The following is a 20,871-nucleotide window of genomic DNA, read 5'->3' as shown; positions in this document are numbered from 1 at the left end:
GACCGGCGGGAGGCCCCGTCAGAAATCTCGGCGCGAGCCGGGCATCCTCGTGATCTGCTCAGGCCCGAGTCGGCTGATCGAAATCCCAGTCGATGGGATCGTCGTCCTCCCCATCAAGGGCGCGATCGACCATGCCCAGCCGCGGACGCGGGAACAGGCGGTGGGTGCGCAATTCGCCCGCACCCTGAGCGAAGTTCGGCTCTTCTCCGCTCCACTCCACCGGCGTGGAGAGCACGTCGTTGCCGACACCGATGACGAGTTCCGCCTGGGCGATGGTCTCACCGTCGGTGACGATCGGGATGCTCACCGCCTCGGACTGGCCGTCCTTGGCGACCGCGGCCGTGAGCTCCACCAGCGATGCGGCCACGTCGTCGGTCGTGATCACGGTTCGTCCCGCGTAGGTCACTGAGCGCATGGGCCCCAGCCTGCGGTGCGCTCCCCTCGATGAGGGGCGGGGTTGTGCCCACGCCGGGGGTGGGATAGCGCTGCTCCGTCGCGCCAGCCAGCCCCTGGACAGTGTGTGACGGGTGTGGCACCGTCTCCCCCGTCGCCGATTTCCCGGCGAGCCACGACGACCGGAGGCCCCATGAACGATCGCGACGACGAACGACACGACGACGCCGCACCCGACGCCGACAGCAACGGAGCCGGGTCGGAGTCGCCCGAAGAGGGTGCCGCCGCCCAGCAGGACGCCGAGGAGGCGTCGGACACCGGAGCGTCGCCCGGAGGCGAGATCCACTAGCCGAGCGACACCCGGCTGCGGCTACGCCGACGCGAGGTCATCGTCTCGCGGCGTGAGATCGGGGCGCAGCCGGGTGCCGAACTCGTGCCGCAGCGCGCTCAATGCTGCCTGCCACCCCGCGAGCCCGTGCACGCCCGGCCCGGGACTCGTCGACGAGGAGCAGAGGTAGACCCCGGGCATGGGCGTCCGCCAGGGGTCGGGGCGATACACGGGCCGCCCGATCAGCTGAGGCAACGACGGCGCACCGGCCGAGATGTCGCCGCCCGGGAAGTTCGGATTCCAGTTCGCGACGTCCACCGCGGTGCGCGAGGAGCTCGCCAGCACGGTGTCGCGGAACCCCGGGGCGAAACGCTCGATCTGACGGACGATCGCCTCCTCGCGATCCGCCGGGCTACCCGCGGGAACATGCGTGTAGGCCCACAGCACGTGACGACCGTCGGGAGCACGCGTCGGGTCGAAGAGTGTCGGCTGCGAGGCCAAGACGTAGGGAGCATCGGGCAGTCGCCCGGCCACGACCGCATTCTCGGCCGCGGCGATCTCGGCGCGGGTCCCGCCGATGTGGACCGTGCCCGATCGGGCCACACCGGGATCCGCCCACGGCACGGGCTCGGAGAGTGCGAAGTCGACCTTCGCGACACCACCGCCGTAGCGGAACCGTTCCATCGCACGGCGGTAGCCAGTCGGCATCCGGTCGCCCGCCAGGCGCACCAGAGCGCGGGGTGTCACATCGAGCAGGATCGCGCGCGCGGGCGGGAGCTGATCGAGATCCTGAACGTCTACGCCCGTGTGCACGATGCCCCCGTGCGCACGCAGGTCGGCGATCATGGCGTCGGCGATCGCTTGACTACCGCCCACGGGGATCGGCCACCCGCGCCCGTGCCCATAGGTGGCCAGCACGAGTCCGGCGCCCCCGCCGGCGAGGCTCGGCTGGGCCAGGATCGAGTGCGCCGACACCCCGGTGATCAGCGCCGGCGCCACCTGCTCGCGGAACCGCGCGTTCCACCACGGCCCGCCCTGTTCGAGCGAGCGCAGACCGAAGAAGACCGCGGCGAGCGGATCTCCCGGAACACGCAGGAGCGCGTTGCCGGTGAAGTCGGCCACCCCGCGCAGGTGGTCCACCAGCGGGCGCAGGAGCCGCGCATAGGCCGGGCCGTCCCGGCCGATCGCCTCCGCCGTCCGCGCGAGGTCTCGGTAGGCCAGGCCCGCACGCCCGCCGTCCAGCGGGTGCGCGAACGATACCTCGGGAACCACGAACAGCACGCGGCGCTCGAGGCCGAACTCGCGGAAGAACCAGGACTCCAGAGCGAGCGGGTGCACGGCCGAGCCGACGTCATGGAGGAACCCCGGGAGAGTCAACTCGGCCGAGGAGGCCGCGCCTCCGAGAGTGTTCTGCCGCTCGTACAGAGCCACCGAAAGCCCGGACCGAGCGAGCGTGACGGCGGCGGCGAGACCATTCGGCCCCGATCCCACGATGATCGCGTCGTAGCTCTCGCTCATCGCTGAACGGGCTCCCGCTCCGCTGTCGACGCGCGGCCGATGGCCGAGGCGCCCCCCGCGGTACCCGGGGCGCCGCCTTCGGCGAGGTACGCGAGCCGATGCAGCGTCTCGGCGTTGCGCCAGCGCGTAATGGCATCGAACACGACGTCGGGCAGCAACCTCGTGGGCCCGGTGACGGGTTCCTCCTGGAGGCGCACGACGCACGCCTCCCCGCGGGTTTTGACGTCGATCGAGACGCGGGCGATTCCGATCGGACCGCCGTGCGGCTCGAGGACCGCGCGCCGGGGAGGATCCCAGACCCGCAACACCGTGGTGTCATCGATCAGCGCCGGCCACGAGCCGAACGAGTGGTGCAACTCGGCGCCCTCGCGCGGCCAGTCGTCGGCGACGTCGCGCATGCGCGAGGCGCCCACGACCCACAGCGGGTACAGCCATCCATTCGCCAGGACGCGGAAAACATCGTCGGGCGTGCAGTGCAGCAGCCGCACGTTGCGAGCCATCGTCGGGTCCCTCCTCGTCGGCGGACGGGAGCGGCCGCAGTCGGTTCCGGACTCCCGACCGGATGCCGTCTACGCTACGGGGCGCAGGCAGGACCGCTCACGGTGGTTGCGCGGACGCACCACGACCACTACGCGATCACGCGCCCGCCTCGGCGGGAAACACCACCCAGGCACGCGCCCCCCCGGCCGGGGACTCGTCGAGCCCGATGTGTCCGCCGTGCGCCTGCGCGATGCGGCGACACGTCGCCAGCCCAATGCCCAGCCCCTGCACATCGGCGTCGTGGCCACGCCGCATCGGCTCGAACATCTGGTCGCGCAGCGCGGGGTCGACCGCCGCGCCGTTATCGTCGACCGTCAGACGCCACCCGTCGGTGAGCTCGTGCACCGTCACCCAGACGCGGGGCGCGTGTCCGCTCGCCACGGTGAACTTCAGGGCATTGGCGATGAGGTTCTGCAGAAGAACGCGCAGCAGTGTTTCGTCCGCACGGACGAGCGTGGATGCCTCCACGACGACCTCGGCGCCGGCAGCGGTCACCGCCCCGTCGAGGTCCTCCAGGACCGCGTCGACGGTCTGGCCGACGTCGACCATCGAGAACCGCGGAGACGCGCCGCCCACCCGCGCGTAGTCGAGCAGATCTGTCACCATCGTGGTCATTCGCGCGGCGGCCGACTCCGCACGCGCGAGGGATCCGGCTGCCTGGGGCGCATTGACCATCTCGGGGCTCTCGGCAGCGAGCTCGAGGAAGCCAGACAGCGCGGTGAGGGGGTTGCGCAGGTCATGGCTCACCTGGGTGGCGAACTGCTCCAGTTGCGCGTTGGACTCGGCGAGGTCGCGGGTCAGCCGCCGTAGCTCGAGAACATCGATGACCTGGCGCGCCAGCAGGTCGAGCGCGTGAGCTGCGGCATCCGTCAATTCGCCGACCTCGTCGTCGAAGACGCACAGCGTGCCGATGGCGACCCCCGACGGGGTGATCAGCGGGCTCGCGGCGTAGAAACGGGTGGAGGCAATCTCTCCCGTCACGAAGGGGCTTCGACGGAACCGCGGGTCCTCCCGCGCGTCGGGCACCATGACCGGTCGCGGGTCGACGAGGACCGCGGCGCACATCGAGTCCTGCCGGGAGCAGGATGCCGCCTGGATCCCGACCGCCGCCACCTGGTGCTGCGCCCGATCGTCGAGGATATTGATCACCGCGGTCGTGACCCCGCAGACGCTCGCGGCCAACTCCACCAGGCCCTGCAGATCCGGTTGGGGAAGCGACCCGACGATTCGGTACTGATCGATCGCTGCACGCAGCGTCACGTTGAGGGCTGTCGACACGGTTCCCCCCTCGCGATCGTTGCAGGCCACGAGCCTAGCGGGCGGTCATGGCCCCGCTGACATTAGGGGTTGCCGCGCGTCCAGAGCAACAGGATGGCCACAACCTGCAACGCGATGCAGCCTGCCAGGATCGCCGCCCGTCGCCGTGGGGTCGACGACCACCGCTCATCGGCCATGAGCGGACTCATCGGCATGAGCAGACGGAAGGTGCTCTGCTGGGGCAGGAAGACCGCGAACAGGTACAGGCCGTAGCTGAAGGCGTAGGCCACCACCATGAGACCGAGGCGACGGACCGGACGCGACCACAGCAGGGCGACGAACGCGACGACCACGGCGATCACCAGCAGGATGCCGACGATGCCGAGGTGGGTGCCCGCCTGTCGGAACCACGGCGTGAAGGGCGTGAACTCGTCGTTGCCGACGTAGTCGAGCCACCACCCCAGCTCGGTGCGGATGTAGGCGTTGTGCGTACCCGTGAAGTACTGCGCGATGTGGTTCCACGACAGCCCCGCCACCGCGATCGTGAGGCCGGCGGCCATGAGCGACGCCCATTCCCGCACAGGGAAGGGGTCGACCCGCCGGCGGAAGAACCGCACGAGGAACACGATGCCCAGCGCCAGACCGAGGGCGAGGACACCGGGCCGCGTGTAGGCCGTGAGCAGACCGATCGGCAGGATCCAGAGGTACTTCCTCTTCATCGCCAGCAGCATGCCGCTGAACATGAGGAGCATGAAGAGCCCCTCGCTGTACCCGAGCACGAAGAGGAACGAGAGCGGGGCGAACGAGAAGAAGACGACGGCCCACCACGCGGCGCGCGGGGTCGTCACCGTGCGCAGCATGACGAACATCACCCAGGTGGCCCCGAGACCGGCCGCGAGGCTGATCAGCACGGCCGCCGGCTGCCATCCCAGTCCCGTCGCCCCCGAGAGAATGCGGACGAGGGTCGGGAACACCGGAAGGAACGCCCAGTTGTTGGGCAGGATGTCGCCGGAGACGTTCATCGGCAGCGACAGCGGGTAGCCCTCTGCGGCGATCTGCCCGTAGCGATCGGCATCCCAGCCGGTGAGGTAGTCGAAGAAGGTACCCAGCCGCTCACTGTCGGGGCCGAAGCCCCAGCGCGCCGCCTTGGCGATCGAGTAGAAGCCCCACAGCAGACCGAAGTTCACGGTGCGGGCGATCGCCCACAGCAGCAAAATGCGCGTGAAGGCCCCGCGCTCGATCGGCTGCACGCCCTGCGGCGCGCGCACGAGATCATTGCCGTACTGGCGCAGCGCCTGAGCGAAGCGCGAGTCGAGCAGCCGTCGCCCGCCGGCGCGCAGCGGCGCCAGGCGATCATCGACGGGGGACGGTCGTGTCGTCGGAATCAGCTCGCTCGGCGGTGCGCTCACTCGGAACCTTTCACAGGGGAAGAAGTGGGCTACTGACGACGGTGTCCGGCCCGGACAAGTGCATGTGGCCCAGATGTTACCGGATCAGTCCGTACGATCCTCCCGGTTGACTTTCAGGAAAACCCTGATCAGTGGGCATCGCCGACGAGTTTGAGACCCACGACGCACCCGACGAGACCGAGGATGAGCGCGATCTTCACCACCGACACGGGCTCGGTTCCCCCGACCATGGCCCACACGACGGTCAGGGCCGCCCCGATTCCCACCCAGACGGCGTACGCCGTGCCGACGGGAATGTCGCGCATCGCCCAGGCGAGCCCGCCCATGCTGGCCACCAGCGCGACAGCGAAGATCACGGTCGGCCAGAGCTTCGTGAAGCCCTCGGAGCGGCCGAGGGCGGTGGCCCACACGGCCTCGAGGACACCCGAGACGAACAGAATGATCCACGACATGACGGCGCTCCTTGGCCAGTCTTGTCGCTGTCCGGGTACTGATCCCTCGTCCGGAGACGCGGAGCGCGTCTGCCCGCCACGCTAGCCCGGCTCCCTGGGCATCCCCCGGGCACCGCGGGCCTCAGAGGAGGAAGATCGGCAGGAGTCCGGGGTTGTGCGCGTGCACGAGGACGCCGAAGACCACCGCGTCGAAGAGCAGGTGCACGGTCACGACGTACCAGAGCGACTGCGTGCGGAGGAACAGGAACCCCTGCACCAGCGCGAACGGAATCGTCAGCACGGGACCCCACGCCTGATACCCGAGCTCCCACAGGAACGACACGAACACGATCATCTGCAGCACGTTCGCGCTGAGGTCGGGGAAGTGCCGGCGCAACAGGGCGAAGACGGTGCAGACGAAGAAGAGCTCGTCCCAGATGCCCACCGCACCGACCCCCACGAAGAGGCGCGCGATGAGGGCCGGAGTGTCCACGACGGGCCAATTCGTGTACACGCCCGACGTGATGAAGTAGAACGGCAGGATCAGCCAGCCGAGCACGATGACGCCCGCAAGCCAGGCCCACTGCCACCACGCCCAGCGCCCGCCACCACGCCACGGGAAGCGGATCGCGTGATCGCGGAAGACCAGGCGCGAGAGCAGGTACGGCACGAGCACCGCCCCGCCCAGCGCGAGGGTGAAGCGGACGAAGGCGGCGTCGTCGAGTTCGGCCTGGAGCGGGATGAGACTGACGATGAACTGACCGAGCGCGATCAGGAACACGTCGCGCGCGATGCTCGGCACCGGCGTGCCCTCCCGGCTCGGCCGGAGGGCGACGCCGGCACGCCGATCGACGATCACGGCGGATGCCACGGCCAGTGCCAGCACGACCCATCCGAGCCACACGACTTGAGCGACGAAGAGCACCGGCGCCGCGAGGCACACCAGCGCCGCCGGCAGGAGCTTCGGCGTCCACGTGCGGCGGACGCTGTCGGGCACGGCGGCGTGGGTGGTCACGGGGCGATTCTCGTGTAGGTCAGGTCACGGATGTCGCGCCCGACGCGCAGTCCCTTGCGCTCGAACGCGGTCAGCACGCGCCCCTCGAACCGTTCGGCCCACTCTCCGGGGAACGCCCGCTCGAACTCGGCGGCCTCATCGAGGACCGCGCGCATTTGATCGGCGTAGTCCTGCCAGTCGGTCGCAAGCCGGAGCGTGCCGCCGGGACGGATCGCCTGGGCGGCCACCCGGGCGAACTCGGGGGCGACGAGCCGACGCTTCGTGTGCTTGTTCTTGTGCCACGGATCGGGGAAGAACACCCACAGCTCGTCAATGGATGCCGCCGGCAGCAGGTGCTCGAGCACCTCGGGGGCGTTGGCCTCGACGAGTCGGAGGTTGCGCGCACCGACGCGTTCGGCGTCGAGCATCGTCCGCGCGAGGCCCGCGGCGAAGACCTCGACGGCGAGGAAGTCGGTGTCGGGCCGCGACGACGCCGCCGCGACGATCTGATGCCCCTGTCCCGAGCCGATCTCCACGATCAGCGGCGCGGAGCGACCGTAGACGGCGGCCGGGTCGACGGGCGAGCCGGGTCGCACGCTCGTGGCCGCGGCATCCCTCTCGACCGGCAGCAGATAGAACGGCGAGAGCTCCGCCCACGCGCGGTCCTGCGCCTCCGACATGCGGCCGCTGCGGCGCACGAACGACACCGGACGGTCGCGGTAGACGGGGGTCTCCATGTCTTCCAGGCTAGGCGACGGCGACGCGGTGCCCGGCTGCTCGTCGCGCGAGGAGTCGCGCGGCTTCCGGCCGCTCACGGGACGGTCACGAAATCGATGAGTTCCTCGACCCGGCCGAGGAGGGCGGGTTCGAGGTCGCGGAAGGTCGTCACGCGCGACAGGATGTGCTGCCAGGCGCGAGCGAGGTCGGCCTGCTCCTCGGCGGGCCACCCGAGCGCGCGGCACACCCCGACTTTCCATTCGATACCGCGCGGCACCTCGGGCCACGCGGGGATCCCGACGGCCCGGGGCGTCACGCACTGCCACACGTCGACGAAGGGGTGCCCGACGATCCGCACGTGTGCCCCGTGCCGCCCCCGCGCGATCTTGTCGGCGATGCGCGACTCCTTGGAGTTCGGCACGAGGTGGTCCACCAGCACGCCGTACCGGCGCTCGGCGGTCGGGGGCTCGGCATCCAGGGTCTGCTCGAGGAGGTCGACCCCCTCGAGGAACTCCACCACGACGCCCTCGGCGCGGAGGTCCGCGCCCCACACCTTCTCGACGAGTTCGGCGTCGTGCTTGCCCTCGACGAAGATGCGACTCGCCCGTGCCGTGCGGGCACGCTGGTCGGGAGCGGCGAACGACCCCGAGGCGGTGCGGGTGCGCCCCTTCGGGGCGGCAGCCGGGGCGACGAGCACCACCGGCTCGCCGTCGACGAGAAACCCGCCGCCGAGGGGGAACAGGCGACGCTTTCCGCGGCGGTCCTCGAGCTCGACGTGCAGGCCCTCGATGCGGGTCACCGCGCCGCAGAATCCGTCTCCGGCAACTTCGACGACGAGATCGACGGATGCCGCGACCGGGGCCGCCTTCTTCCGTCCGGCGTCGCGCCAGCCGCGGGCGAGCACATCGGTGCCGTAGCGATCGTCCATGGGGGTACCTCCGAACGCCCGAGCCTATGCGGCGCCCGTGTGCGCTGAGGGCGGACGCGCCGTGCCTTCCCGGGTGTCGGACCCGCTTTATAGAGTGGACGCGTCCAGCGCCGAAGGGGGATGCATGCGAAAGCCGAAGGCGGCAGCGATCATGGCGGGGGTCGTGAGCGCGATGGTGTCCGTCCTCGGACTCCCCACCGTGGCATCGGCCGCGCCCCCTCCCCCGCTCGGGTCGAGCTACGTCCTCGACGAGGCCGACGTGCTGACCAACGCGCAAGAGGCCGAGGTCCAATCACAGCTGCTGCGACTGTCGGAACAGACCGGCCTCGACCTGTGGGTGGTCTACGTCGACGAGTTCACCCAGCCGACCGCCGCCGCCGATTGGGCGAACCAGACCGCGAACATCAACAACCTGGGGCCCCACCAGTACCTGCTGGCCGTCGCCGTCGACGGGCGCGCGTTCTACCTTTCCGGCGACGTCGACGACGGCACCCTCTCCGCCGAACAGCTCGGCGAGATCGAGCAACAGCGCGTGCAACCCGCGCTGCAGGCCGGCGATTACGCCGGGGCGGCGGACGCCGCCGCCACCGGCATCACAACGGCGGCGCGCGCGGCCGACCCGGCGCCGCCGCCCTCCCCCGCCGGGAGTGGCCCCGACGTCGCCCTCATCGCGCTCGTCGTCTTCCTCGTACTCGCGCTCGGCGGCGGGCTGCTGTGGCTGTGGCTGCGACGCCGGCGCAAAGCGGCAGCGGGGGCGACCGGCACCACCCCGGAGAACATCGACGATCTCGCTCGCCGGGCGGGTTCGGCGCTCGTCGCCACCGACGACGCGATCACCACGAGCGAGCAGGAGCTCGGGTTCGCCCGCGCGCAGTTCGGCGACGCGGCGGCCGCACCGTTCGCCGAGGCCCTCGCGCAGGCCCGAGCCGATCTCGACCGGGCGTTCACGATCTCGCAGCAGCTCGACGACGACGTCCCCGAGACGCCCGAACAGCGCCGTGCCGGGTACGCCGAGATCCTCCGGCTGTGCGGCGCGGCCGACGAGTCGCTCGATGCCAAGGCCGCCGCGTTCGACGAGCTCCGCGCCCTCGAGTCCGACGCCCCCGCCGCCCTGGCGCGTGCGCGCGCCGCCCACGCCGCGGCCTCGGCCGCCCTCGACGCCGCCGCGCGCGATCTCGCGCTCCTGCGCGAGCGCTATGCCGACGAGGAGGTGCGCACCGTCGCCGACAACCCGGCGCAGGCGCGCGCCCGCCTCGACCTCGCGACGGAGCAGTTCTCGGCGGCCGACACCGCGATCGCCGCCGGAACCACGGGAGAGGCCGCCGTTGCGATCCGCGCCGGCGAGACCGCGGTGGCCCAGGCCGACGGGCTCGAGAGGGCGATCGGCTCGCTCGCACGCGACCTCGCGGCTGCGGAGCAGCGCGCGACCCAGCTCGTGGCAGAGATCGAGGGCGACCTCGCGACCGCGTCCGCCCTCCCCGACGCCGAGGGGCGTGTCTCCGGCGCGATCGCCACGACGCGCACGCGCCTGGAGGCCGGACGCTCCGCTCTCGCGCCCCCGCGCTCGTCTCCGCTGGCCGCACTCGCGTCCCTCGAAGAGGGCAACGCCGCGATCGACGCCGTGATCAGCGCGGCCCACGACGCGGCCGAGCGCCGCCGCCGCGCCGAGTCCCAACTCGACAGTGCGCTCGTGCAGGCCCGCGCTCAGATGTCGGCGACCGAGGACTTCATCTCCGCCCGCCGCGGCGCCGTCGGGCCCACCGCGCGCACGCGACTGGCCGAGGCCGGTGCCGCCCTCGTGCGCGCCGAGCAGCTGAGGGGAGGGGATCCGGCCGCGGCGCTCGAGTCCGCCCAGCGCGCGGTCTCCCTCGCCGGACAGGCCAGCTCTCTCGCGCAGAACGACGTCAGCGCCTTCGGCGGCGGCGGAATGTCGCGCGGAGGTGGCGGCGACATGATGGGGGCCATCCTCGGCGGTATCGCGGTGAACGCCCTCCTCGGCGGCGGGTCGCGCTCGCGCGGCGGCTTCGGTGGCGGGGGCCTCGGCGGCATGATGGGCGGACTCGGCGGCATGGGCGGCGGCTCGCGCTCGAGCGGGTCCCGCGGCGGCGGATCCCGCGGGCGCATCGGCGGCGGGTCGTCCGGAGGATCGCGCTCCCGGCGCGGAGGGGGGCGCTTCTGACGCCCCCGCTTCGACGGCTCCGATCCGTCACAGAAAACTCGTAGCATTCCGCACCAGACTCGACACCGTCGCCCTCAGGAAGGAAATCCCGCATGGCCAAGCAGTCCATCTTCGGTCGCATCTCGACCCTCGTCCGCGCGAACATCAACTCGCTCCTCGACCAGGCCGAGGACCCGCAGAAGATGCTCGACCAGCTCGTCCGCGACTACTCGAACTCCATCGCCGACGCCGAGTCGGCGATCGCCGAGACCATCGGGAACCTCCGCCTGCTCGAGCGCGACCACCAGGAAGACGTCCAGGCCGCCGCGGAGTGGGGCAACAAGGCCCTCGCCGCGAGCCGCAAGGGCGACGAGCTGCGCGCCGCCGGCAACACCGGTGAGGCCGACAAGTTCGACAACCTGGCCAAGATCGCCCTGCAGCGTCAGATCACCGCCGAGAGCGAGGCGAAGGCCGCCGAGCCGACGATCGCCTCGCAGACCGAGGTCGTCGACAAGCTCAAAGACGGCCTCAACGGCATGAAGGCCAAGCTCGAGCAGCTGCGGTCGAAGCGCAGCGAGCTCCTCGCCCGCGCCAAGGTCGCCGAGGCGCAGAACAAGGTGCACGACGCGGTCAAGTCGATCGACGTGCTCGACCCCACCAGCGAACTGGGGCGCTTCGAAGACAAGATCCGCCGCGAAGAGGCCCTCGCGGCCGGCAAGCAGGAGCTCGCCGCCTCGAGCATCGACGCGCAGTTCAACGCCCTCGAAGACGTCGGCGAGCTCACCGAGGTCGAGGCGCGCCTCGCCGCGCTGAAGATCGGCGGACCGCAGCGCGCCGCGATCGACGCGCCCAGCCCCGACCTCTGATCGACACCGGGAGCGCACCGTCCGCCGGGGCGGTGCGCTCCCGTCTTCCGACAGGCTTCTCATGACGCGATTCGTGATCGCCCCGCAGTGGCAGGGCTCGTCATCGTCGCGCGCGATGCAACTCATCGACGGCGCCGAGGCGATCGCCGGCGACCTCCCCCGCGCCGCGACCACCGTGCTCGAAGCCCCCGCCGAGGCCGGCGATGCCCAGGGCTCGCGGGTCCTGCGCGCCAGTGCGCTCGTGCGCATGCGCCAGCGCATCGACGACGCCGTCTCGGCCGTCGAGGGCGAACACACGGTGACGATCGGCGGCGACTGCGGCGTCACTCTGGGCGCCGTTTCGGCGATCGCCGGCGACGACCTCGCCGTGGTGTGGATCGACGCGCACGCCGACCTCCACACCCCCGACTCCTCCCCCAGCGGAGCGTTCCACGGCATGGTCCTGCGGGCGATCCTCGGAGACGGCTGGGATCTCCTGCACCTCGACCCCGGCATTCCGGCCGAACGAGTGGTTCTCGCGGGCACCCGAGCCCTGGATGCCGAAGAGCAGCGCTACATCGACGATCGCGGTATGCGCACGCTCACGGCATCCGCCCTGTCCGACCCCGATGCCCTCGCCGATGCCGTCGTGGCGACGGGGGCGACGCGCGTGTTCGTGCACCTCGACCTCGACGTGCTCGACCCGGCGGAGTTCACCGGGGTGGCGTTCCCCGAACCCTTCGGGGCACGCGTGACCGATGTGGCGGCCTCGATCCGACGCCTGCGCGAGCGGCTGCCTCTCGCCGGCGCCACGATCACGGAGTTCTCCCCCTCCTCTCCCGCCGCGGCCATCGACGACCTGGGCGCGATCCTGCGCCTGGTGGGAGCACTCGCGTGAGCCCGATCCCGCGCCCGCCGGCGGGGTGGCGCGAGCGCGCCGACCTGGCCGTCGCGCGCGGACGCCGCCTCGACCGCTTCCTGCCGAGCTTCCTGACGGATTCGCCCCTCAGCCGGCTCGGCTTCCTCTACGGCTGCACCGTCGGCTGGGTGTGGGGCTCGCTGTGGAGCACGGGCCGCATCGAACGTCGGCACGGCCTCTGGGTGTTTCGGGGGCTTCCGGCCTGGGCGTTCCCGCGCGGCGGCGTGTGCGTCGGCGCGTGCTTCCTCACCGGCGACGTACCGCCCACCGACGCCGTGCTCAGACACGAGGCGGTGCACGTGCGCCAGTGGCGCCGGTACGGCTTTCTCATGCCGGTGCTCTACCTGCTGGCCGGCCGCGACCCGCTGCGCAACCGCTTCGAAATCGAGGCGGGACTCGTCGAGGGCAACTATGTACCCCGCGGGGCCTGACGCGTCGAACGCCGATTCTGATCAGCGGGCGGTGGCGAGGCCGTAGCGCTCGGGGGTGTGGATGGCCGTCGCGTCGACGCCGTGCCGCGAGGTGAGTTCCTCGACGATCTCGACCGTGCCGAGGTAGCCGCCCAGCAGGAAGGTGCGCGTGGCGTCATCGTCGCAGCAGAGCATCTCGCCCGCCCAGCCCGCGACCGCGCGCGCGAGTGCCTCACCGGGCGCGCACGCGCGACCCGTTCCGGGGGCGCCGCCACGACGCGATCGGTCGAGCCACGTCACCGTCATGCGCGCGGGAGCGGCGATCGTGCCGATCCACGACGCGTCGGGAACCTCCACGAAGACCCGACCGATCGAGCAGATCGGCAGCGTCGACAGCAGGGCCTCGAGGTCGACGAGAGAGGTCTCGTCGGCCGTGATGAGGTGCTGGACACGGGTGTGCCGCGACGCCCGGCAGGCGGCGTCGTTGTGCTCGGTGGAGGCGGTCATGATGGCATCCACTATACCCGCCACCAAGGGTTGCCTAACCTGTGTTGTGACCCTGTATTCGCGACCGTGGATGTGCCCCAGGGTCACTCGACCAGGGTGTGCCTCAGGTGCGCGAGCTCGTCGTCGGAGACGCCGTGCGCGCGGAGGAAGCCCGCGGGTGATCCGTACTCGGCGTCGAGTCGTTCCAGCAGCGCGCGCATGACCCGCGCCGGCGACCGCGTCGCGAGGTCTTCGGCGTGCCGGTTCTCGGGGTGGAGGGCCCGGATGGCCGATACCACCTGCCGATTGCGCTCGGCGGGCAGCAGCGTCTCGGTGCGCGCGTAGTCGGCGACGACGGCCTCCCGGTCGACGCCCGCCGCGGCCAGCGTGATCGCGACGGTCACCCCGGTGCGGTCCTTTCCGACCGTGCAATGCACGAGCACCGGCTGCGCCCCGTCGATGGCGCGCACCGCCTCGACGATGCGCGCGGCCGAGCCCGCGACCATCTCGTCATAGAGCTCCCCCAGGCTGACGTCGCGCTCGAAGAACGACGCGACCGACCCGAGAAACAAGGGAACCCGCCGCACCTCGATGTCGAGGTCGTCCAGCCGGCTCGGTGAGTGGCGCACCTCGTCGTCGTCGCGCAGGTCGACGATGCGCCGGAGCCCGAGCTCGCGGAGGCTCTGAATGCCGAGATCGTCGACCTGCACGAGGTTTCCCGACCGGTACAGCACGCCTGTCCGGGTACGACGGTCGCCGGCGGTGAGCCCGCCCACGTCGCGGAAGTTCATCGCCCCCGAGATGAGCGTGCTCACGCGTCGCTCCCGTGATCGTGGGCGAGGCGCTCCGCCGTGGTGGCGACACGGGGCGGAACGGGATAGCGCCCGGCGATCGCCACCCGGTTGAACGCGTTGATCGCCACGAGCACCCAGCTGAGCGCGACGTACTCCTCTTCGCTGAGGATGCCACCCGCCCGGTCGTAGACCTCGTCGGGGATGCCCTCGTCGTGGATGTACGTGAACGACTCGGTGAGTTCGAGCGCGGCGCGTTCCCGCTCGTCGAAGACCCCCGACTCGCGCCAGGTCGCGATCTGCGCGATGACGTCGGCGTCGAGCCCGGCGGCCACCGCGGCGTCGACGTGCACGCGCACGCAGAACGCGCAGCCGTTCAGCTGCGAGGCGTGGATCTGCACGATCTCGCGCAACCGGGCATCGATCCCGGCGGCGGCGGCGAGGCCACCCACCGTCTTAGAAAACGCGCGGAGCGCGGCATATGCCTCGGGAGCCTTCTTCGACAGGTGTACGCGTCGTTCCTCGCCCATGGCCTCAGCCTACGGCGACGGGACGGGCAGAAGGGGGCGGGGCGCGTGCCCGCGGGTAGCGGCATCACGCCCGTGATGCCAGGGTGGGTGCGTGGTCGAGACCGACGAATTCTCCTTCCTCCCCGCTCAGGCCCGGACCCTCGGCGTCGACGCGCCTCCGGTCGACCGGGTGACGCTCCCCCTCGCCGACGGCCGGACCCTCAGCGGGCTGCGGTGGGGCCCGGCGCCGCCGCAGGTCACGCTGCTGCACGGTGCCGGACTGAACGCCCACACCTGGGACACCACCCTTCTGAACCTGGGGATCCCCGCCCTCGCACTCGACCTGCCCGGACACGGCGACTCCTCCTGGCGTGACGACGCCGCGTACGTCGGCCGCGTCCTGGCTCCCGACGTCGCCGCGGCCCTCGACGCCTGGACCGACCGGCCCCAGGTGCTGGTGGGCCACTCGCTGGGCGGCCTTACGGCGGCTGCGGTGGCGGCATCCCGTCCCGACCTCATCGCGCACGTCGTCATCGTCGACATCACCCCCGGGATCGACCCGAGCGCCGGACCGGCGCAATTGCGGGCGTTCTTCGCGGGCCCCACCGACTGGGCCACGCGCGACGAACTCGTCGAGAAGGCGCTGTCGTTCGGCCTCGGCGGCTCGCGCGAGGCCGCCGAGCGCGGTGTGTTCCTCAACACCCGCGTGCGGCCCGACGGGCGCGTGGAGTGGAAGCACCACTTCGCCCACCTGGCCGCGGCCGCGGCCAACGCCGGCAGCGACACGAGCACTCCGGATGCCGTACGCGCCGTGCTCTCCACGACCGGGTGGGACGACGTCGCCGAGGTGCGCGCGCCCCTCACGCTGCTGCGGGGAGATCACGGTTTCGTCACAGCCGAGGATGCCGAGGAGTTCGCCCGCCGAGCCCCGTCGGCCCGGATCCACGTCGCCGCGACAGGCCACAACGTGCAGGAAGAAGACCCTTCCGGCCTGGCCGCCCTCATCCGCGAGGTCGTCGACGAGGGGTAACCCGCCGCGACCGGCGCGTCGCACGGTGTCACACGCGGCGTCCGGGTCGGCGGCGTGAAAGTAGGCTGTCTCCCACCCCACCACACGGCATCACAGCACACCCGGGTGCCGTCGGCCTGCGAAAGGACACTCCCGCAATGCTGCGCCGTACCGCCCTCGCCACGAGCGCGCTCCTGATCGGAGCACTCCTGCTCACCTCGTGCACCGGCACCTCGACCGCCCCCGCGTCACCGGGCTCCCCCGACCCCGACGCCACCCTCACCGTGCGCCTGTCGCTCGAACCGTCGAACCTCGACATCCGGCGCACGAGCGGCGCCTCGCTCGAGCAGGCCCTCATCGACAACGTGTACCAGGGTCTGGTGACCCGGGACGGCGACGACGACAACGCGATCGTGCCGGCCCTCGCGACGGAGTGGACCGTCTCGCCCGACGGTCTCACCTACACCTTCACGTTGCGCCCGGGGGTGACGTTCCACGACGGCAGCGAGCTCACCGCCGCCGACGTCGTGTCGTCGTTGCAGACCGCCAAAGACGACGCCACGATTCAGAACAGCGCCGACCTCGCCGGCGTCGCGTCGATCGCCTCGCCCGACGCCTCGACCGTCGTGGTGACGCTGGCGCAGCCGAACATCGACTTCCTGTTCGCACTGACCGGTCGCGCCGGTCTCGTCTTCCGCAGCGGCGACACCACCGACTTCCAGACCGCGACCAACGGCACCGGCCCCTTCACGGTCTCGTCGTGGAACACCGGGCAGAGCCTCACGCTCAGCCGCAACGACGCCTACTGGGGTGACCCGGCAGGTGTCGCCGAGGTCGTGCTCGACTACATTCCCGACCAGAGCGCCGCGATCAACGCCGCCGTCAGCGGCGATGTGGATGTCGCTCTCGAGATCGACCCCGAGCTGAGAGGTCAGGTCGAGGACACCGGGAACTTCCGGATCGACTCGGGGCTCACCACCGACAAGGGCACGCTCGCGTTCAACAACGCCCGTGCCCCCCTGAATGACGAGCGCGTGCGCGAGGCGCTGCGTCTGGCCATCGACCACGAGGCACTCATCGAGACCCTCGGTGCCGGCCAGGAGCTGTTCAGCCCGATCCCGCCGCTGGACCCCGGGTACGAAGACCTCTCCGACACGATCTCGTACGACCCCGACCAGGCCCGCGAGCTGCTCGCCGAGGCCGGAGCCGAGAACCTCGACCTCACGCTCACGATCCCGAGCGTCTACCCCAGCTCCATCCCGACGTTCCTGGTGTCGTCGTTCGCCGACATCGGCGTGAAGCTGCAGGTGAACTCGGTGGACTTCGGTACCTGGCTGCAGGACGTGTATCAGAACCACGACTACGACCTCAGCTTCGTCCGCCACGTCGAGGCCCGCGACTTCAGCAACTGGGCGAACCCGTCGTACTACTTCGGGTACGACAATGCCGAGGTGCAGAGCCTGTACGCGCAGGCCCTCGCCACGACCGACGCGACGCAGTCGGCCGAGCTGCTGAGCCAGGCCGCGCGCATCGTCGCCGAGGAAGATGCCGCCGACTTCCTGTTCCTGTCGACGCCCCTGACCGCGGTGGCCACGAACGTGGCGAACTTCCCGACCAACTCCCTCAACGTGCGCCTGCCGCTGGCGGGTGTGACGGTCTCGTCGGAGTGATCCGATACGCGCTGACACGGCTGGGCCTGCTCGTGCTGGGCCTGGCCGTGTCCAGCGTGCTGATCTTTGTGTCGCTCCGGGTCCTGCCCGGAGACGTCGCCCTTCTCATCGCCGGCACCCAGGCGACGCCGGAACAGGTCGCGGCCCTGCGCGAGAGCCTCGGGCTCACGGCCCCGCTCTGGCAGCAGTACCTCGACTGGATCGGGGGTCTGCTCCGCGGCGATCTGGGCACCTCGCTCGTGACCGGTGCATCGGTCAGCGCTGAGCTGGCCGACAAGGCCCGCGTCACCGTTCCGCTGGCCGCGATGTCGCTGACGGTCGCACTGCTGGTGGGGCTCCCCTTCGGCGTGCTGTCTGCGCTCCGCCGCGGGCGCGCCGACGGAACGGCGATGAGCGTGGGGGCGCAGGCGCTGGCGGCTGTGCCGGTGGTGTGGGCCGGCATGATGCTCGTGGTCGTCTTCGCCGTCTGGCTCGGATGGTTCCCGCCCCAGGGGTTCCCGCGCGCGGGATGGAGCGATCCGGCCGCGGCGACCCGCGCGCTCGTCCTCCCGGCGGTCACGATCGGCGTGGTCGAGGGGGCGATGCTGCTGCGGTTCGTGCGCAGCGCCACGCTCCAGGCCATCGGCCAGGATTACGTCCGCACGGCCGCCGCTAAGGGACTCACACGCACCCAGGCGCTGCTGCGCCACGGCCTGCCCAACGTCGGGCTGTCGGTGATCACCGTGCTGGGGCTCCAGATCGCCGGCATCATCGTGGGCGCGGTCGTCATCGAGCAGCTGTTCACCCTGCCGGGAGTAGGCCGAATGCTCGTCGCTGACGTCGCCGCCCGCGACCTCCCCAAAGTCCAGGGCGAGCTGCTGGCCCTCACCGGTTTCGTCCTCATCGTCGGCTTCCTCGTCGACCTCGTTCACCGCCTCATCGATCCCCGGCAGAGGGAGGCCTCGTGAGCACGCTCCGTCGGCTCTGGTCTCTCGGCACCGGGCGCTTCGGCATCCTGGTCGTCGCCGTCGTCGTGCTCACTGCGCTCGTCTCGCTCGTGTGGACCCCGTTCGACCCCGCCACGGTGGACGCCCGCGCGCGGTGGGCCGATCCGTCGTGGCCGCACGTGCTCGGCACCGACGGCAACGGCCGCGACATCCTGAGCCTGCTCATGGCCGGAGCGCGCACGACCGTCATCGTGGCCATCGGTGCGGGCGTCGTGGCCTCGCTCCTGGGCATCGCCCTGGCCGCTCTCGGGGCGCTGACGGCGCGCTGGGTGCGCGAGAGCGTGGCCGTGCTGGTCGACATCCTCGTCGCCTTCCCGGTGTTGATCATCGCGATGATGATCACGGCGGTCTGGGGCGGGTCGCTCGCCGTGGTCATCTGGTCGGTCGGCATCGGCTTCGGTGTCACCATCGCCCGTGTCACGCGTCCCGAACTGCGGCGAGTGCTGCAGAGCGACTTCGTGCTGGCGGGGCGCGCGAGCGGTCTGAGCCCGGCGCAGAACCTCGTGCGACACCTCCTCCCCAACGTCGCCCCGGTGTTCATCGTGCAGCTGTCGTGGAGCATGGCCGTGGCGGTGCTCGCCGAGGCGGGTCTGTCCTACCTCGGCTTCGGCGCACCGATCACCCAGCCGTCCTGGGGTGTCCTGCTCGCCGACCTGCAGGCCTACATCTCGGTGCACCCCCTCACGGTGGTGTGGCCGGGGCTGGCGATCACGCTCACCGTGCTCGGGCTCAACCTGCTCGGCGATGCCCTCCGCGAGGCCGCCGACCCCACGCTGTCGGAGCGCACGCCCCAGGCGCGCACGCACGTCCCGGGGGTGGTCGCGTGAGCCTCGAGGTGAACGACCTGCGCATCGAGATCGGTGGTCGCACCGTGGTCGACGGAATCTCCTTCGCCGTCCCGGACGGCGCGCGGGTGGGACTCATCGGCGAATCGGGCTCGGGCAAGTCGCTGACCGCGTTGGCCGTCCTCGGGCTGCTCCCCGACGGGGCGACCGTGTCGGGGAGCGTGCGATGGAACGGCCGCGAGATCCTCGGCCTCCCCGATCGCGAGCTCGCGCGCCTGCGGGGTGACGACATCGGCATCGTGTTCCAGGAGCCGCGGACGGCCCTCAACCCCATCCGCACCGTCGGACGCCAGATCGGCGAGTCCCTCCGCATCCACGAGGGCGTCTCGCGCCGAGAGGCCCTGCGGCGGGCCGTGGCCGAGGCCGAGCGCGTCGCGCTCCCCGATCCCGAGCGGATCGTCTCGCGCTACCCGCACCAGCTCTCCGGCGGCCAGCGTCAGCGTGTCGCCATCGCGATGGCGCTCGCGTGCCGCCCGCGCCTGCTCATCGCCGACGAACCGACCACGGCCCTCGACGTCACGATCCAGGCCGGCATCCTGTCGCTCCTGCGCTCCCTCGTGCAGGATGCCGGAATGTCGCTGGTCTTCATCACCCACGACCTCGCGGTGCTGGCGCAGGTCGCCACGCACGCGGTCGTCCTCGAGCACGGCCGCATCGTGGAGCAGGGGGCGGTCGACGACCTGTTGCGGGCGCCGTCCTCCCCGGTGACGCAGGCGCTGCTGCGCGACGCGACCGCGACGCTGTGGCATCCCGAGATCGACCGCCGGCACGGATCCGGCGCCGAGGGGCAGGACCGGGCATGAGCGACACGATCCTGCACACGCGGGGACTTTCCCGCACCTACCTCACCCCGCGCACGCGCGGGTTCGGCGGCGCCGAGCGCACCGCGGGGCTCGTCGACGTCGACCTGTCGGTGCGCGCCGGGTCTGCGGTCGGGATCATCGGCGAGTCCGGGTCGGGCAAGTCGACGCTCGTGCGCCTGCTGTTGGGCCTGGACACCCCCAGCGCGGGGGCCGTCGAGGTCGACGGGCGCCCGGTCGACGCCCGCGGCTCCGCCCGGTCGCTGCACTGGTTGCGCCGGGCGACGGGCGTCGTCTTCCAAGACCCCTACGCCTCGCTCGATCCGCGCATGAGGGTCGGCCGCATCGTCGGCGAACCGCTCTGGGCGCTGGGGATCGAGGGCGACCGCGGCGCGCGCGTGCGCGAGGTGCTCGCGCAGGTCGGGCTCGACGCCGACATGGCCGAACGCTACCCCCATGAGTTCTCGGGAGGGCAACGTCAACGCATCGCCCTGGCCCGCGCGATCGTGCACCGGCCGCGGATTCTCGTGGGCGACGAGCCCCTCTCGGCGCTCGATGTGACGGTGCGGGCGCAGATCCTGCGGCTCCTCGCGCGCCTGCGTTCCGAAGAGCAGCTGACGCTCGTGCTCGTCTCGCACGACATCGGTGTGGTGCAGAACGTGTGCGATCAGGTCGTCGTGATGAAAGACGGACGGATCGTCGAGCAAGGCCCCACCGAGAAGGTGCTCCTGCAGCCCCAGGCCGCGTACACGCGGCGCCTGCTGGCCTCGGTGCCGACGCTGCCCGCCTGACCGGCCGCGACCGGCCGCGCGACGCCGCCCGCACCGCGTCTGCGGCGCGCCCCACCGGTCACGAAGACAGGCCGTGCGCCCGGAACAGACCGAATCCGGCGGCGCGAACGCCCTGTTCTCGTGGCATCCCCTGTTCT

Annotated in this window: 23 protein-coding genes and 1 riboswitch; of the genes, 11 read left to right on the top strand and 12 right to left on the bottom strand. The window is 71.3% G+C overall.

Annotated elements, in window-relative coordinates:
• Window positions 1-58: 58 nt before the first annotated feature.
• Window positions 59-415, bottom strand: a complete 357-nt coding sequence (locus ACU6WY_RS04295; protein ID WP_483821226.1) for a hypothetical protein — start codon at window positions 413-415, stop codon at window positions 59-61.
• A gap of 171 nt (window positions 416-586) precedes the next feature.
• Here ACU6WY_RS04295 and ACU6WY_RS04290 point away from each other — a divergent pair, with 171 nt between their 5' ends.
• Window positions 587-742, top strand: a complete 156-nt coding sequence (locus ACU6WY_RS04290; protein ID WP_483821225.1) for a hypothetical protein — start codon at window positions 587-589, stop codon at window positions 740-742.
• 21 nt (window positions 743-763) lie between these two features.
• On the opposite strand, the gene ACU6WY_RS04285 is transcribed toward ACU6WY_RS04290, so the two are convergent.
• From ACU6WY_RS04285 to ACU6WY_RS04250, 8 genes are all read right to left on the bottom strand, one after another.
• A complete protein-coding gene (locus tag ACU6WY_RS04285) occupies window positions 764-2,239 on the bottom strand; it encodes a phytoene desaturase family protein (protein WP_483821224.1) in 1,476 nt (491 codons plus the stop codon).
• Window positions 2,236-2,739 carry an SRPBCC family protein gene (locus tag ACU6WY_RS04280; protein WP_483821223.1) on the bottom strand — a complete coding sequence of 168 codons (504 nt, stop codon included), beginning with the start codon at window positions 2,737-2,739 and terminating at the stop codon, window positions 2,236-2,238. The genes ACU6WY_RS04285 and ACU6WY_RS04280 overlap by 4 nt, the downstream gene beginning before the upstream one ends.
• A 136-nt stretch (window positions 2,740-2,875) precedes the next feature.
• The gene (locus ACU6WY_RS04275) at window positions 2,876-4,057 is read right to left on the bottom strand and encodes a GAF domain-containing sensor histidine kinase (protein ID WP_483821222.1); all 1,182 of its coding nucleotides are present in this window, start codon (window positions 4,055-4,057) and stop codon (window positions 2,876-2,878) included.
• A 62-nt stretch (window positions 4,058-4,119) separates the two neighbouring features.
• Window positions 4,120-5,445, bottom strand: coding sequence for a hypothetical protein (locus ACU6WY_RS04270; RefSeq protein WP_483821221.1), 1,326 nt, complete (start codon window positions 5,443-5,445; stop codon window positions 4,120-4,122).
• Window positions 5,446-5,573: 128 nt separating this feature from the next.
• Entirely contained in the window at window positions 5,574-5,897 is a 324-nt protein-coding gene (locus ACU6WY_RS04265) for a DMT family transporter (RefSeq protein ID WP_483821220.1), read from the bottom strand.
• A 10-nt stretch (window positions 5,898-5,907) separates the two neighbouring features.
• A riboswitch (guanidine-III (ykkC-III) riboswitch) is annotated at window positions 5,908-5,971 on the bottom strand.
• A 47-nt stretch (window positions 5,972-6,018) separates the two neighbouring features.
• Window positions 6,019-6,891, bottom strand: a complete 873-nt coding sequence (locus tag ACU6WY_RS04260) for a CPBP family intramembrane glutamic endopeptidase (RefSeq protein WP_483821219.1) — start codon at window positions 6,889-6,891, stop codon at window positions 6,019-6,021.
• Window positions 6,888-7,607: a tRNA (guanosine(46)-N7)-methyltransferase TrmB gene (gene trmB / locus ACU6WY_RS04255; RefSeq protein WP_483821218.1), complete on the bottom strand. Its 720-nt coding sequence runs from the start codon at window positions 7,605-7,607 to the stop codon at window positions 6,888-6,890. Before trmB ends, ACU6WY_RS04260 begins: the two co-directional genes overlap by 4 nt.
• A gap of 74 nt (window positions 7,608-7,681) precedes the next feature.
• Window positions 7,682-8,515 carry a DUF3097 domain-containing protein gene (locus tag ACU6WY_RS04250; protein ID WP_483821217.1) on the bottom strand — a complete coding sequence of 278 codons (834 nt, stop codon included), beginning with the start codon at window positions 8,513-8,515 and terminating at the stop codon, window positions 7,682-7,684.
• 124 nt (window positions 8,516-8,639) lie between these two features.
• Here ACU6WY_RS04250 and ACU6WY_RS04245 point away from each other — a divergent pair, with 124 nt between their 5' ends.
• From ACU6WY_RS04245 to ACU6WY_RS04230, 4 genes are all read left to right on the top strand, one after another.
• Window positions 8,640-10,694, top strand: coding sequence for a TPM domain-containing protein (locus ACU6WY_RS04245; RefSeq protein WP_483821216.1), 2,055 nt, complete (start codon window positions 8,640-8,642; stop codon window positions 10,692-10,694).
• A gap of 92 nt (window positions 10,695-10,786) precedes the next feature.
• Complete coding sequence (locus tag ACU6WY_RS04240; RefSeq protein ID WP_483821215.1) at window positions 10,787-11,539, top strand: PspA/IM30 family protein; 753 nt, start codon at window positions 10,787-10,789, stop codon at window positions 11,537-11,539.
• Between the two features lie 61 nt (window positions 11,540-11,600).
• A complete protein-coding gene (locus ACU6WY_RS04235; RefSeq protein ID WP_483821214.1) occupies window positions 11,601-12,416 on the top strand; it encodes an arginase family protein in 816 nt (271 codons plus the stop codon).
• On the top strand, window positions 12,413-12,868 hold the full coding sequence (locus ACU6WY_RS04230) for a Fe-S oxidoreductase (RefSeq protein WP_483821213.1): 456 nt from the start codon (window positions 12,413-12,415) through the stop codon (window positions 12,866-12,868). Before ACU6WY_RS04235 ends, ACU6WY_RS04230 begins: the two co-directional genes overlap by 4 nt.
• A 21-nt stretch (window positions 12,869-12,889) precedes the next feature.
• Here ACU6WY_RS04230 and ACU6WY_RS04225 read toward each other — a convergent pair whose 3' ends face one another.
• The 3 genes from ACU6WY_RS04225 to ACU6WY_RS04215 all read right to left on the bottom strand — a co-directional run bounded on the left by ACU6WY_RS04225 (window position 12,890) and on the right by ACU6WY_RS04215 (window position 14,654).
• Window positions 12,890-13,354 (bottom strand): SIP domain-containing protein, encoded by a 465-nt coding sequence (locus ACU6WY_RS04225; RefSeq protein ID WP_483821212.1) that lies wholly within the window; start codon window positions 13,352-13,354, stop codon window positions 12,890-12,892.
• 83 nt (window positions 13,355-13,437) lie between these two features.
• The gene (locus ACU6WY_RS04220) at window positions 13,438-14,148 is read right to left on the bottom strand and encodes a tyrosine-protein phosphatase (RefSeq protein WP_483821211.1); all 711 of its coding nucleotides are present in this window, start codon (window positions 14,146-14,148) and stop codon (window positions 13,438-13,440) included.
• Window positions 14,145-14,654, bottom strand: coding sequence for a carboxymuconolactone decarboxylase family protein (locus tag ACU6WY_RS04215; protein ID WP_483821210.1), 510 nt, complete (start codon window positions 14,652-14,654; stop codon window positions 14,145-14,147). Before ACU6WY_RS04215 ends, ACU6WY_RS04220 begins: the two co-directional genes overlap by 4 nt.
• Window positions 14,655-14,745: 91 nt before the next feature.
• Between ACU6WY_RS04215 and ACU6WY_RS04210 the strand changes: the two genes are divergently transcribed.
• From ACU6WY_RS04210 to ACU6WY_RS04185, 6 genes are all read left to right on the top strand, one after another.
• Entirely contained in the window at window positions 14,746-15,663 is a 918-nt protein-coding gene (locus ACU6WY_RS04210) for an alpha/beta fold hydrolase (protein ID WP_483821209.1), read from the top strand.
• Window positions 15,664-15,800: 137 nt separating this feature from the next.
• Window positions 15,801-17,312 carry an ABC transporter substrate-binding protein gene (locus ACU6WY_RS04205; protein ID WP_483821208.1) on the top strand — a complete coding sequence of 504 codons (1,512 nt, stop codon included), beginning with the start codon at window positions 15,801-15,803 and terminating at the stop codon, window positions 17,310-17,312.
• Window positions 17,309-18,259: an ABC transporter permease gene (locus tag ACU6WY_RS04200; protein WP_483821207.1), complete on the top strand. Its 951-nt coding sequence runs from the start codon at window positions 17,309-17,311 to the stop codon at window positions 18,257-18,259. Before ACU6WY_RS04205 ends, ACU6WY_RS04200 begins: the two co-directional genes overlap by 4 nt.
• Window positions 18,256-19,125: an ABC transporter permease gene (locus ACU6WY_RS04195; RefSeq protein ID WP_483821206.1), complete on the top strand. Its 870-nt coding sequence runs from the start codon at window positions 18,256-18,258 to the stop codon at window positions 19,123-19,125. The genes ACU6WY_RS04200 and ACU6WY_RS04195 overlap by 4 nt, the downstream gene beginning before the upstream one ends.
• Window positions 19,122-19,946, top strand: a complete 825-nt coding sequence (locus ACU6WY_RS04190) for an ATP-binding cassette domain-containing protein (RefSeq protein ID WP_483821205.1) — start codon at window positions 19,122-19,124, stop codon at window positions 19,944-19,946. The genes ACU6WY_RS04195 and ACU6WY_RS04190 overlap by 4 nt, the downstream gene beginning before the upstream one ends.
• Complete coding sequence (locus ACU6WY_RS04185) at window positions 19,943-20,734, top strand: ABC transporter ATP-binding protein (RefSeq protein WP_483821204.1); 792 nt, start codon at window positions 19,943-19,945, stop codon at window positions 20,732-20,734. The genes ACU6WY_RS04190 and ACU6WY_RS04185 overlap by 4 nt, the downstream gene beginning before the upstream one ends.
• Window positions 20,735-20,871: the final 137 nt, after the last annotated feature.

It is taken from the genome of Microbacterium sp. ZW3a (genome assembly GCF_057167165.1).
The sequence above is the reverse complement of the archived record's forward strand: the minus strand, read 5'-3'. Positions and strand labels throughout refer to the sequence as shown.